10 protein-coding genes are annotated in these 13,950 nt (G+C 53.7%); 2 read left to right on the top strand and 8 right to left on the bottom strand.

Translation table 11 applies throughout. The features are described from left to right. Positions 1-115 precede the first annotated feature (115 nt). Entirely contained in the window at positions 116-1,732 is a 1,617-nt protein-coding gene (locus NST99_RS08450; RefSeq protein ID WP_341091032.1) for a response regulator, read from the bottom strand. Continuing rightward, the gene (locus NST99_RS08445) at positions 1,725-3,476 is read right to left on the bottom strand and encodes a cache domain-containing sensor histidine kinase (RefSeq protein WP_341091031.1); all 1,752 of its coding nucleotides are present in this window, start codon (positions 3,474-3,476) and stop codon (positions 1,725-1,727) included. Before NST99_RS08445 ends, NST99_RS08450 begins: the two co-directional genes overlap by 8 nt. A 384-nt stretch (positions 3,477-3,860) precedes the next feature. Here NST99_RS08445 and NST99_RS08440 point away from each other — a divergent pair, with 384 nt between their 5' ends. Beyond that, the gene (locus NST99_RS08440) at positions 3,861-4,046 is read left to right on the top strand and encodes a hypothetical protein (RefSeq protein ID WP_341091029.1); all 186 of its coding nucleotides are present in this window, start codon (positions 3,861-3,863) and stop codon (positions 4,044-4,046) included. 148 nt (positions 4,047-4,194) lie between these two features. Here the strand turns inward: NST99_RS08440 and NST99_RS08435 are convergent, their stop codons facing one another. Continuing rightward, positions 4,195-5,481 carry a Gfo/Idh/MocA family protein gene (locus NST99_RS08435; RefSeq protein WP_341091027.1) on the bottom strand — a complete coding sequence of 429 codons (1,287 nt, stop codon included), beginning with the start codon at positions 5,479-5,481 and terminating at the stop codon, positions 4,195-4,197. Positions 5,482-5,624: 143 nt separating this feature from the next. On the opposite strand from NST99_RS08435, the gene NST99_RS08430 reads away from it, so the two are divergent. Continuing rightward, a complete protein-coding gene (locus NST99_RS08430; protein ID WP_341091025.1) occupies positions 5,625-6,440 on the top strand; it encodes an AraC family transcriptional regulator in 816 nt (271 codons plus the stop codon). Here NST99_RS08430 and NST99_RS08425 read toward each other — a convergent pair. The 5 genes from NST99_RS08425 to NST99_RS08405 form a co-directional block, all read right to left on the bottom strand. Further along, positions 6,400-9,555, bottom strand: a complete 3,156-nt coding sequence (locus NST99_RS08425; protein WP_341091023.1) for a glycosyl hydrolase — start codon at positions 9,553-9,555, stop codon at positions 6,400-6,402. The genes NST99_RS08430 and NST99_RS08425 overlap by 41 nt on opposite strands. A 7-nt stretch (positions 9,556-9,562) precedes the next feature. Beyond that, positions 9,563-10,564 carry a glycoside hydrolase family 130 protein gene (locus NST99_RS08420; RefSeq protein WP_038587980.1) on the bottom strand — a complete coding sequence of 334 codons (1,002 nt, stop codon included), beginning with the start codon at positions 10,562-10,564 and terminating at the stop codon, positions 9,563-9,565. Positions 10,565-10,665: 101 nt separating this feature from the next. Further along, positions 10,666-11,502, bottom strand: coding sequence for a carbohydrate ABC transporter permease (locus NST99_RS08415; RefSeq protein WP_341091022.1), 837 nt, complete (start codon positions 11,500-11,502; stop codon positions 10,666-10,668). A 13-nt stretch (positions 11,503-11,515) separates the two neighbouring features. Continuing rightward, the gene (locus tag NST99_RS08410; protein WP_341091021.1) at positions 11,516-12,418 is read right to left on the bottom strand and encodes a carbohydrate ABC transporter permease; all 903 of its coding nucleotides are present in this window, start codon (positions 12,416-12,418) and stop codon (positions 11,516-11,518) included. A 100-nt stretch (positions 12,419-12,518) separates the two neighbouring features. Then, positions 12,519-13,892, bottom strand: coding sequence for an ABC transporter substrate-binding protein (locus tag NST99_RS08405; RefSeq protein ID WP_341091020.1), 1,374 nt, complete (start codon positions 13,890-13,892; stop codon positions 12,519-12,521). Positions 13,893-13,950 lie beyond the last annotated feature (58 nt).

Raw genomic sequence — 13,950 nt, 5'->3', positions numbered from 1 at the left:
TTATAAATCCGGCCCTGCCAGATGGGAGTGGGGCAGCCTTACTCTCCAGGGATAGAATTCTATTGTCTCTGCAACGTCCTGAACAATTATCTCTGCAGCGTCCGGAACAAGCTGCTTACAGCTCCGGATGATAGCTCGCCCGGAACTCCGACGGGGTCTGGCCGGTGATCTTCTTGAACATATCGCTGAAATACCGGCGTTCCTCGTAGCCGACAGCTGAGGCCACTTCCTGCACAGGCATGCCTTCAACCAATAAAGCCTTAGCCTTCTGGATTCTTTCAGCGGTGATGAACTGGGTTACGGTCATTCCGGTTACCTTCTTGAACAGACTTGAGAAATAGCTGGCGCTGAGATGGACATGGGCAGCACATTCCCCGACGGTAAGATCCTCGGACAGCCGGCTTTTGATATAATCCAGCGATTCATAGATAACCTTCTGCCCTTCGGACAGGCTGTTTAGGCGCACTAGCTCCGCTCCCTCCATGCAGAGCGCCAGCAGCTGCCGCTGCAGGGAGGCCAGCGGCAGCCCCGCAGTTCCCTGGACAGCCTTGAATCTCAGCACCAGCGGCTGAATGTCGGCAAACGGCACAAGCTCATAAAAGGTCCGTATCGCAGAAGCTGCGAGTTCGTCGTAGAGGCTAAGCAAATAATCAGGGTTATGGCGGGAGCCCTGACGCTCAAGCGTGGCAGAGATCGCCGAGAGGATTACCGAGGTCCGCCCGGCATTGCCGGAACGGAGCGCCAGCAGCAGCTCATCCTTATACTCCAGCGTCAGCGGCTCCTGGCTCCCTGCCTGAAGAAGATCGTCATACATAATCGCCGCATTGCCCTCCGTGAACAGATGATAGGCCAGCGCGCGGTTCGCCTGACGGTAGGATTCCGGCAGCTCGCTGGTCTGCTCCACCCGGCCGCCAACGCCGACCGAGACGGTGAACTTGGTATACCGTTCAATATTGCGGCAGCACTGCTCGGCAATTTCGACCGGACTGGCGGCCGCCGCGTCCCCCATTACGGCCAGGTACCGGTTATGGCGGGCTCTGAATACGACACAAGGGGTATGCTCCGAAATCGTCTCCTGCGTAATATTAAGCAGGGAGAACCGGACCAGCTCCACCTCGCGGATCGACATTTCGGCAGCCTGTTCCTGAAACCGGTCGATTTCAATCAGCATAACAATGAACCCCTGCGGATTCAGATTGATGTCCAGGAATTCCCAGCGCTCTGCTGCCTGCTCCCAAGGGGTACGGTGGCTGACCAGCAGCGCGAAGTACTCCTGGCGCAGAATCGGCAGGCTCTCGCGCAGCTTTTTCTCCATCTCCCGCAGGTTCAGCAGTTTGGACCGCTGCTCCAATATTTCCGCCTTGGCCCGCAGTACGGCCGCCATGATCTCCTGCTCCGAAAATGGCTTGACGACAAAATCGAAAGCCCCAAGCTGCACCGCCTGCTGCGCATATTCGAAATCGGCATAGCCGCTGATCAGAATCATTTTGCAGTCCCGGTTCTGTTCAAGCACTGCCCGCAGCATCGCCAGACCGTCCATCCGCGGCATGCGGATATCCGTGATCACAAGATCCGGCGTCTCCCCGGAGATCAGCCGAAGTCCATCCTCTCCATTGGAGGCTACACCGGCCATACGAATGCCATGCTCCGCCCAGTTCATCCCCTTAAGCCCATCCACTACGCTTTTGATATCGTCAATAATACACAGGCTGACACTGTCGTGATTATACATCTATTTGCTCCCCTTTCTTGGGCAATGAAAGGATCACTGCCGTCCCGCGCCCCGGTGCGCTCTCCACATTGAACTGCGCGCTGCCGCCGTAGTAAAGCTGCAGCCGGCGGATCAGGTTGTACACGGCATACCCCTTCTCCGATTCCCGCCAAAAGAGCGCACGAAGCGCAGCCTCTTCCATCCCGCTTCCGTTATCACGCACCTCAAGACTCCAGCGCTCTCCCTCATCTCTGACCGCAATTCCGATCCTTCCGCCGCTCTCCATATCCTGAAAACCGTGAAGGATGCTGTTCTCCACCAGCGGCTGCAAAATGATCCGCGGTATCGGAAGCGCTGTCAATGCTGGTTCACCGATATCAATCTCGTATGAAAATTGGCCCTCGTAGCAGCTGGATTGAAGCTCCAGATATTGCCGCACATGCTCCAGCTCCTTGGACAGTGTTGTGATTTCCTGCCCCTTGTTCAGCCCCAGCTGAAACAGCCGGGACAAGGCCAGCACCATCTTCTGCGAGGGCTCCACCTGCTTCAGATTCAGCTTCCAATAGATCGTGTTCAGCGTATTGTACAGAAAATGCGGGTCCATCTGCGCCGACAACGCTTTGATTTCCGCAGCCCGCTTGTTCTCCTCGGCTTCGGTTACCTCCTGAATCAGCACTACGATCTGCTCCAGCATCCGGTTGAAGCGGAAGCCGACCTGGGCCAGCTCATCCCCGCTTCCGCTCTCAAACCGTGCAGACAGGTCGTTGCTCTCCACTTTTTTCATTACCTTCATAAGTCCCTGGAGCGGCCCCAGCAGATACCGTGTAAACGCGCCGGAGATAAACAGCGTTACTGTGAACACCGCCAGCGCAACGAAGACCAGCATCCATTTGACATAGATCATATCCTTCAGCACAGCGGCTTTGGACTGGATCGTAGTCATCGTCCAATCCGTGATTCCCAAATGGGCATAATTAAGCAGATAGGATTCACCTCCGATCTCAAAAGAATCATGATCAGCCGTGCTGCGCTCCAGCATTTCCGTCAGATGGCCGCTCTCCACCGCCTTCTTGATCAGCGGGTCCTTCACGGAGTATACGGGCAGACCCTCAGCGTTCAGCAGGAAGCTCTCCGCACCGCCCCCGCTATCCCCCCGGACCAGCTTGCGGAACCCGTCCTCACGGATATTGACCACAATATAGACGCCGCTGACCGGTGTATCAAAGATCGGCTCCAGAATCAGAGACAGCACACGGTCCTTGCCGGAGAACAGCATGTCCTCATGGCCCTCCACCCACAGGTTCTTTTTCTCCTGTTCGATGCTTTCATAGAGGAAGGTGTCCTGAAAAGCGGTAAGCCGGTTACGGTTCATCGAGAGCGGGTAGAAATCGCCGACCGGCGTAGAGACAAAGATCGACTGGATCAGCGGTTCAGCAATCCTCGCCTGCGAGAAAACGTTATCAAGATCATTCAAATGCGTGTAGTACCTGCTGCTGTCCCCGGCCACAACATCCTTCATCATGTCATGAAAAGGCTGGCTGATCATAAACGTCATCATAATGAGCATCAGCTTGTTCAGCTTCTCGTCGACAATCTGCGCCGACTTGACCACGGTATCCTGGGTAAGCTTAAGCGCATTTTTCTCCAGAATCGCCGCCGATATGGAGTAGGACAGCCCTCCGGTCATCAGCACCGACAGCAGGATTACAGCCAGAAATGCAGTTTTGAGCTTGCTGCGGAATGATTGCTTGCGGAAAACTTCCAAATGTCCTCACGCCTTCCTGTAGATTCGTTGCCAGAGTTGTTTCTGTATGCTTTGATTATGTCACCCGGGGCCCTAATCCGACAATGACCGGCCGTTAGAATAGTGACTTTACCGCCTGTCCACAATAGGTTGACCGCCCTCGCAAAAAGGTGCACAAAAAGCCAGCAGGAACGCGTGAAACGCGGTTTCCTGCTGGCTGTGTTGTTGTTATAGGCGGTTATAGGCGATCATCTGTGTTGCATCTGTGTTGCATCTGCGAAAGTCTGGTAAGCAACATTTCAGCAGCGGGAATTACACCCGGTAAATCACTCTAATCCAGTGCTAATATACCACTAAGAGGAAATTATCCCTCTAATTTTTGGCGAATTAGCTTTTATTCTTCTAATGCCAGATTTAGCGGGTGCATTTCCCTATAATTACTCCCGTTGTGTGATCGGCGTAAAATCAGCGGGCGTATTTCCCGTTAGCTCTTACTACCTATTATACCGCCGGGAACCAGGCGTCAGAGGCCAGAAGTCAGGAGCCAAAAGCCAATTCGGTGCGATCCCGCAGGCCTCATCAGATTACTAAAGTAGTCGCAGTAGAAATCATTAGAGGATTAAGGGGAACCTACAGCTGATTGGTCTACCTTCACCGGGGAACCTACAGCTGAATCAATTGGTCTACCTTCACCGGGGAAGCTGCAGCTGAATCAGTTGGTCTACCTTCACCGGGGGAGCTACAGCTGAATCAGTTGGTCTACCTTCACCGGCAGCCCGGTGGCCATGGAGCGGTTGGCGGCGATTCCTGTCATGATCGACCAGGCTCCATCCATATGGGAGGCTGCACGCCGAAACCGGTCCTCGGCAGGCCGTTCAAAAATATCCCGCAGCATCACCGGGTCGCCTCCCCCGTGACCGCCGATGCCTTCCTCAATCTCCACTTCATACGGTGCAGCAAATTGCGGATAGACAGTAATCTGCTTATCTTTTACCGCCCCCTCCAGTTCCTTGCCGCCTCCGGCATTGACATAGGATTGTTCTACGACCTTGACCTCCAGCCGCCCCTTGGTGCCGTTGAACACTACATTGAAGCCCTCCCACGGCAGATAAGCATTAAGCGAATAGTTCATAATCGTCTTATTCTTGTATTTGACCATTACACCCATCGTATCCTCAATGCTGATGTTATCTCCGAACACGCTCTGGTCACGCAAATACCCGTCTTCCTGCTCAGTATCCAAATACATCCGTTTCAGCTGCTCGTTATCTTTGAGATGGAGGGCAAACGGATCATTCTGCGCTGCTGCGCTGCCGTGCACCCGCTGATAAAATTCGGTTACTCCCCGGTTCTCGGCATTTTCCCGGCCATAAAAGCGCAAATCGCCCATTGCAAAGACTGTATCCGGCTTAGAGTCCAGCCAAAAGTTCATGAGATCGAAATGGTGGGTAGACTTGTGAACCAGCAGGCCGCCGCTGTTGCGCTTATCGCGGTGCCATCTGCGGAAATAGTCCGCACCATGCTGTGTATTCAGCAGCCACTCGAAGTTGACAGACAGCACTTCACCAATAGTCCCTTCCATCAAGAGCTCGCGGATTTTGGTATTATGCGGTGCATAGCGGTAGTTGAAGGTCACCCGCAGCTTCTGCCCGGTGCGTTCGATCGCCTCAAGAATCTCCTGGCATTTCTCTACGTCCGTCGTCATCGGCTTCTCCGAGATCACATCACAGCCAAGCTCCATGGCGCGGATGATATAGCGGTGATGTGTGCGGTCAATGCTGGTTACAATCACGGCATCGGGCTGCGTTTCCGCAATCATCCGGTCAAATTCATGCGCCTTGTAGACAGGAACCTCATGGTATCCGTATTTCTCCACCAGCAGGGTGTTGGCATAAGCCATTCTTGCCGCGTTTACATCACAGAAGCCGACGATTTCAGCCGTCTCCCGGTAGTTTCTCGTGATCTCCCCGTAAAAAAACTCCGCCCGGCCGCCGGTACCGACAAATGCATACTTTTTGCTGATCATTATTATCACTCCATCGCCATTGATTTGGTTGCGCTTTCTGAATATAGTGTATAGTATAAAATACATCTATTTCTAAGCATTATTTAGCATTTTTTAGGGATACTATGCATATTTTAGCTTCTTATAGAGGAGGCGCGTGAAAAATGGAACCCCTTTTCATGATTGAACAAATTAAAAGGGCCGGAGCCTTCAGTATGGATTCCGACCATTATCACGACAGCTATGAAATTTATTATCTGCTTGCGGGAGAGCGCAATTATTACATCAACAATCTGGTATATGCGCTGCGCAGCGGCGATCTGATCTTTATTAACCGCAACGAGCTTCACAGGACTGTAGCCAAAGGAACAAGCCGCCATGAGCGGATCCTGATCAATTTCCGGCATGACTTTGTTAACAGGCTGATGGAGCAACTCCAGCTGGAGCTGCCCTTTTTCAGTGGACAATGCCTGCTGCTGCGCCCTGATGCGCATGAACAGGGGATGATCGAGAACCTTCTCTTCGCCATGCTGGAGGAACAGAAGGCGGAGCGGGCGCAGCACATCCCCTTTATGCAGACCCTGCTGTTGCAGCTGCTCATCGGGATGAACCGGATCCGGGAGCGGGCTCCGGACAGCATCGTTCCGGTGAACAATGACAAACAGCGTAAAACCTATGAAATTATCGAATATTTACAGACCCATTACGCCGAGAAGCTGACGATAACGGAGCTGGCGGATACCTTTTTTATCAGCAGCACCTATCTCTGCCGCCTATTTAAGCAAACCACCGGCTTCACCATTGTCGAGTACCTCAATACGGTCCGTGTCCAGGAGGCGCAGCGCCGTTTGCGGGATACGAATGACAGAGTCACAAAGATTGCCGAGGAGACCGGTTTTGACAGCATCGCCCACTTCGGGCGTGTGTTTAAACAAATTGTTAAACGCTCGCCTTTGCAATACCGCAAGCAAAACCGCTGATGTCATTTGTATCCCCAAGAATAGCGGGAGCCGCCGCCAATCCAAAACGCACAAAACAATATCTGTCCTGATACACATGGATGTCCGGTTTCAAATCCTTGTCTGTCCAGCCCGGCTTATCCCTGTAGCTGTCCGGCCCTACCTTATATACTTCGCCTTTAATATGATGGTGGGGTCCCAGCAGATTGCGGCAGCTGCCGGTCAGCACCAGTACAATTTCATTTACTCCGGGCTGCAAATAAGCGGTAATATCAGCTTCATACGGTTCCCACAGGAAGGTTCGTACCTCGGCCCTGTTAATGAACAGCTTGGTTACAACCGCATCCGGTGCAGAGTGAAACTGAAAGGTCCATTGAGCTCCGGTTGCTTCTTCTCCCCCCAGTTCAAACGTCTGAAATAAATGAATGCTTCCCGCGAAGAACGGAAATCCCTGCTGTGCGAGATCGCCGGTGCATGCCCGCTCTGGAGCTTCAGTCAGTGTAAAGGGTCCTCCGGTCCATAGCGCCCTGCGTTCGGTCTCTTCAAAAAGCTCCGCAGCTTCCACACCGAAGGAGCCCAGCAGATAGATGCTTTCTATTTCCTGGTCCAGCGTCAGATTGTTCCCTTCGGCTTCAAATTGCTTGGCCCGCTCCAGCTTGTCGTTGAGCTCGGCAGAATGCCTGAACATCCCCTTCAGGGTAATGACATTGCTGCCCCGGATTGCCAACCCTACTATATCAATCTTCTGCAGGGAAGAATCCCTCCACCAGCCGCAGCTTACACTGGAGACTGCACTTCCGTTCAACAGGATTTCCATTTCCTCAGGCTGTTCAAGCACCAGATACAGCTCCCGCGGACGCTTAGGATCAAAGGCCACCTGAAAAACAAATTCCAATTCAAACGCAACAGACCGGTCATAAGCCAACAACTGCTCCTGTATGAAAATCACCGGCTGCGTTTTCGACCATGCTCCGCCTTCCACCCGCAGCCGGGCGGAGTCCAGCGTTAAGCTGTTAAGATCCGCATAGGCAATATCCCACTCCGGGGCGAGTTCCAGCCGTGTGCATGCTTCCACTCTGCTAGGCGGATACGGCAGCTCTGTTTCTTCTGTTATTTCCTCTTCCACCGTTGAACCTAACATTCCAGCCGCAACAGTTGCTTCCGGCAACGGATCGAGCTTCAGCATGTAGGAACCTCCGGCATACAGCGGTAGCCGCAGCCGGACACTATCCTCCCGGATCTCCTGTCTGAGCGCGTGAAGGCTCCCCGTCTCCAGATCAATCAGTGAAACGGTGCCGGGTCTGGATACTTCCATATGCAACATCGGATAGGACTTCTCACCGGAATTCACGATAAAACAGAGCACCGCGCCCTCCAGTTCCAGTGTCCGCACATTAAGCGTATCCACCGCAATTGCCGTTCTGCCTTCCTCCGTAATGTGCAGGAACGGCCGGGAAGCAGAGGATACGGCGTGGCTAATCTCATCACGGCTCCATCCGGGATGGACCGCAGCCTGCATGAGGTCTGCAAGCCCGCCATCAGGCTCCCCGTTCACCAGCACAGGATAGGGGTCGAAGGCTATCAAGTGGCCGCCTTGGGAGACGAACTGCTCCAGCAGCTGAGCAGTTGCCGTATCCAGCGTGAGGCTTGGCGGAACAATGACCACGCGGTATGCTGCCTCACCAACCCACAAACAGCCGCCGCTGACCCGGCCATGGCCGGCAAGGATGCTTTCGCTGCCGTAATCATGCTCGATCAGGCTCTGGCACAGCCACCGGGACAGCTGCGCGAATGCCTCATGAAAGGGAATCACCGCCGAAGAGTCAGCACCGCGCTGCAGGGTCCAGGCTGTGCGCACCGGATGCAGCAGCAGCACCTCCGCCCGGCCTTTGCCCTCCGCCAGCAGCAGGGACAGCCGGGCGAAGTAGTCATTAAAGCCCTTGTAGCCCTCCCACCAGGGCTGCTGGTAGTACAAGGAAGGCGGGTAGTCCCGCTTCCGCAGGCCCCGCAGCGTATAGCCCTGCAAATGCTGGCACATCAGATTAATGCCGTGCACGAACTGCCATTCCCCGATCCTCCGCAGATCGGCGAAGCTGATGTTCCAGCCCGAGCACCCGTAGCTCTCAGTGATCGCGCGTTTTTTGCCCAGCTGACGGGCCACCGAGCTCACCTGCTTCGGCACCAGGGCATCACTGCCGACGAACCGGCCCAGCCAGTCGCATCCGGGAATTTGCAAATGCTCATAGAAGGCCATGGGATCGCCGACAGAGGTCACCTGATGCATCAGTTCCTGCTCATCGACAACATGTCCCGTCGCTGACCAGCCTTTATCCGCACACCAATCGCCGATTTGTTTAGCATACGCCTGGGTGAACATAAAGGTCACAGTTTCCCAATAGTCATAGCGGGCTTTGCGGCAGCCTTCCGTTTCCAGGAACAAGGCGGGAAGAATCTCCTTCACATCATAACCCCAGCGGGAGGCGAAGCGCTCCTCCAGCTCGAAGGACCAGGGAAGTCCGCCGCGTCCAAACTGCGGTTCGTCGGTGAACACACCGTGCAGCTCCGCCCCGTAATCTGCGCCAAATTGCTCCCAATACCGTTCGTAGGTCGTCGTGATAAATTCCTGTACAGCCATTTCACTAAGCGTATCTGTATAATACGGATTCACCTCATAGCAGATGCGCAGGTCGGCATTCGCCTCCTCATCCGCAGCCAGAAGAATGTACCCCTGCCCTTCTGCTCCACGGGCATAACAGGCAATCATCCGCTCCGCCGCACTCTGGAAGGGAGCCTGCTCATAAACCAGCCTCTTCTGCTGGTAAGTCAGTCCCTTGGCTGGAACCGCTCCCCCCGCGAAGCCGCTGGGCCAGCCGTTCTCATCATAGAACCAGGCGTGCATCCCCAGCTCACGGCTCTTCTCAATGGAGATACGGATGGCGTCCATCCATTCCTCACTCATGTAAGGCGTCTGCAGCCCGCCGCGGGCATGCATGAAAAAACCGCCAATGCCGACTTTATGCATCTCTTCAATCTGCCGCTCCAACTCCTTCTTCTCCAGCCTGTCATTCCAGGACCAGAGGGGAAGCGGGCGGTACTCCGCCGGTGGATTCTCCAGATGATTCCATATCTTCGTCATCGGCCAATCAGCCTTTCAAGCAGAGCGCAATCAGATCATCCACATGCGCGGTTGCCAGACATTCAATCGTGTCCGCTGAGCCGTAGTAGATTTTGACCTCGCCGCTCTCTTCCAGAATCATCCCGCCCGGAAAAATAACATTATTGCGGAAACCTCCGTCGGTTTCATAACTGGCCTCCGGCGCCAGCAAAGGTTCCTTGCTCATGCCGATAATCCGCTTCGGGTTCTCCAGATCAAGCAGCATGATGCCTGCCGTATACCGTTTCTTCCAGGTAGGCTCCCAGCCATGCTTTCCGCGGGAAGGATCCACATCCACCGCATGGAAGGTCGTCAGCCAGCCTTTGTCCGTCTTCACCGGAGGCGCAGCCGGTCCCACCTTGTCATTGGCGAATGGCACATGCTCTACCCCAAAGAGCAGATCGGCATTCCCCCAGTATTTCAAATCGGGGGATTCAGCAATCCAGGTGTCAAAACGGTCCTTGCCGCCCCGGCTGTACACGGTGAAGGGGCGTTCCAGGCGGACATAGTTTCCGCCGATCTTCTCGGGGAACAGCACCATATTGCGCAAATCCGGCGACGACAGGCTGAGGATCTCAAATTCTTCAAAGTCATCCGTCACCGCAATGCCGCCACGGATGCCATGCTTCGTATCCACCGCAAAACACATATAGCAGCGTCCGTCAATGACGGTTAGCCGGGGATCATAGGCCCGGATGATTTCCTCATCATGCAGCCTGAAGCATTTCTTCGGACTGGCCTCCCAGTGGATGCCGTCCTCGCTGAAGGCAATCCCGAGGTCTGTCGTATGATGCGGCTCAATGGTCTGATTGCTCAGGGAACCATAGTCATTTCGGAAGACCATCACATACTTGCCTTTGAATTTGGTCACTCCAGCGTTGAATACAAGTGCGGTAGGATAGGGTACACGCGCAGCATCGAGCACCGGATTGCCGGGGTAGCGCTGAATCAGCGGACTGGATGTAAGGATTGTTGGTACCTGAACTGTCATAATGTAAACCTCCTGGTTGTTGCTTGATGTATCAAAAGTAGTATTAAACACATTGTTAGACGTAGTTTCGAGATAGTTCCATTTGTCCGGAAGGAATGCTCCTATCCTTTCAGGGACCCCGCCGTCATCTGCATAAAGGACTTGTTGGCGAACACATAGGCCACCAGAATCGGTAGAATGGACAAGCAGGCCCCCGCCATCATATAGTGGGTCTGCGAAGCGGCGGAAATGCCGTATTTAAGGTTGGCCAGGCCGACAGTCAACGTTTGCAGTTCCGGCTTCGTCATCGTGAATACAAGCGGCAGCAGATATTCATTCCAGGCGCCGCGGAAGGTGAACAACGCGCCGACGCCGAGGCCGGGGCCAAGCAGCGGCAGGATGATGGTCCAGAAGGTGCGGCCAAGCGAGCTGCCGTCGATCCGCGCGGCCTCATCCAGCTCCCGGGGAATGCCCTTCATAAAGCTGAGCAGGATAAAGAAGATTGAAGCATGCGCGGAAATTAGGATCAGTATGACTCCCCATAAGGAGCTGTGCAGATGCAGCTTCACCATCAGATCGAACTGCGGGCGCAGCACTACCGCGCCGACGGCAACAAACATCGTGAACGACTGCATACCGATATAGATCCTCTTGCCGAAAAACTCCAGACGGTCCACCACATAAGCTGCCATGGAGGAGACCACCAGAGTGCCCACTACCACCGAGAGGGACACAATTAGACTGTTCATCGTATACGTGGAGAAATTAGCTTGCTTCCAGGCCTCCAGGTAGTTAGAAAACTGCCATTTGCTTGGCAGGAAGGTCGCACCCGTAGTCAGCTCACTGTTCGTTTTAAACGAGCCGAGAATAGTTATTACGACAGGAATTAAAGTAATAAAGGCGAACACCAGCAAAAAGCACCATAATGACGTCTTTTCCAATACCGTTTTGGTTCTCATGTCACATCTCTCCTCAATCGATCCGATTCATTCGCCGGGACGCATAGAAATAAATGATGGAAATCATCCCTACGATAAGCGCAGAAACGAACGCGACCGCACTGCCGTATCCAAACTCCTGCACCTGGGTTGAGGCTGCGCCGCCGCCGACAGGAAAGAACAGCTTATACAAGTACAGGAACATCACTTCCGTCTTGCCCGCAGGTCCGCCTTCCGTCAGCACCATAATGCTCTCATAGCCCTTCAGTGCATTGATGATCGCCAGCATAATGACCATCTGCAGGACCGGACCGAGCATCGGCAGAGTAATGAACCGGAACTGCTGTATTTTATTGGCTCCATCCAAAGAGGAACTCTCATAAACATCCTCGGGTATATTCTGCAGTCCGGCCAGAAACAGCAGCATGTAATTGCCCACCGCGCCCCACACAGCGACAAGAATGACCGTAAGCATGGCATGTTTCGGACCGAGCCAGTCAATGCCGGAGGATGTAATGTTAAATTTGATCAGGAACTGGTTAAGAATTCCGTTGTAAGAATTGAATATGGTAAAAAAGACCACGGCCATGACAGCCGTACTGATCACCGTAGGCATGAAAAAGATAGCCCGAAGTACCTGTCTGCCTCTGAGTTTGCGGTTCAGAATCGCAGCCAGCAGCAATGAAAGCGGGATGGAGAGCAGCAGCTTGCCTCCCGCATATACAAAAGTGTTGACAACCGAGTCCCAAAACTGGGTATCCTGCAGAATCCGGGTAAAATTATCTAAACCGATAAAGCGGGCCGTTCCATAACCTTTGTAATTGTAGAACATATAGCGGAATGCCCAGGCAATCGGATAGATGCCCAGCACCAGTGTGAGCAGTGCGCTGGGCAGCAGATAGCTGTAAGCAAAAACAGCGTTTTTGGTTTTGCGCATAGGATCTCTTCAGACTCCTTTCCTGTCTTGCTGTATATAGATAAGGATGGGGAGAGCCTCCCCCTCCTTATCCGATCTCTACATCTTCATGGCGTTGGACTTACTTGGCGAATTTCCCGCCAAGCTGAGCCGGGTCAAAACCAGCGTCCGGTTCGGCTTTCAGACCGTCGTTCTTCATCGCATCGTCAAGCGCCGCATTGTACCGTTTGTTCAGATCTGTGATGATAGCATCCAGATCGCCGCCGTTCAGCATGTACTTGAAGAACGCGTCATCCGATTTCATGCCCTCCGGCGCAACAGTAGGATAGACCGGCCATACGCCGTCATATTTGTTTGGCAGGAAGCCTTCGATTCCGTTGACCTCCGGGGTCTTTGCTGCGGCGCTGATGGAAGGCACCATCGAGATACCGTAGCCGTTTTCCTGATACGCTGTAAGCATCTGATCGCTGTACATGAATTCCATGAACTTCCATGCGGCATCCTTATGCTCCGATTTGGAGCTCAGCGCAAGCCATTGTCCACCGAGGAAACCGGAAGCCCCCTTCACATTGCCGTCAATCGTTGGAGCGGGAGCCGCAGCCCAGTCGATTTTGGCCGGAAACTGTTTGCTATATACGCCAGGCTCCGAGGAGAAGCTCAGATACATTCCAATCTTGCCTTCGGCAAACTGTGCCCGCAGCGGGTCAATATCCAGCGACTCAACACCCGGCAGCATGCTCCCGTTATCCTTGATTTGCTTGAAAGCTTCAATGATCGGCTTGAAGCCGCTGAAGTCAAACCTGGCCGTCTTGAAGTCATACCCGAACCCGCCATAACCGCTCATTTCAGCAATGACCCGTGAAGAGCGTCCAAGCGCACTGGGTGGATTCTTAAAGTTCTGGGCGAAGCCATACGCACCATCCGCTTTCCCCGCTTCGGTCAGCTTTTTGGCGGTGTCCACCAATTCCTGCAGGGTCGTTGGCGGGTTCTGGATGCCTGCTTTGGCGAACAGGTCTTTGTTATAGATGAGACGCATCGTCGTTCCATAGTTGGGAAGGCTGTAGCGCTTGCCGTCAAATGTGTTCAGATCGACCATTTCCGGAAATTTCGCTTTCAACTCCTCACTCAGGTACTCGTCAATCGGAGCCAGATACTCCTTTTTATAAAAGGTGCCAATCGTATTCTCCTTCACCCGGATGATGTCCGGGGCGTCGGAGGTCTGGAATGAAAGATCTAGTGCGGTATCGAAATCATCACCCTTGACGACCAGTTCCACCTCGATGCCGTCGGTGTTCGTTTCATTAAACTCGGCCACCTTTTCTTTCACAAATTCGGCGTCATGGCGGTCTCCCGTCCAATAGCTGATTTTGGTCTTTTCTCCCGGTGCTGATCCGCCTGTCTCTCCGGATTTATCCGTGGTATCGGAATTGCCGCATGCGGTCAGGCCGAATGCCAATACTACGCTTGATGCAGTCAGAAGCAGTTGTTTCCTCATTGCTGTTAGCCCCCTTATATTTCAATACTGATTCCCTACACCTTGATTATAGGGCAGC

Origin of the sequence: Paenibacillus sp. FSL L8-0470 (assembly GCF_038008625.1) — a bacterium.
In the GTDB taxonomy this organism is placed as follows: Bacteria; Bacillota; Bacilli; order Paenibacillales; family Paenibacillaceae; genus Paenibacillus_AQ.
Note: the sequence above shows the minus strand (reverse complement) of the source record. Positions and strands in the feature narration are given on the sequence as shown.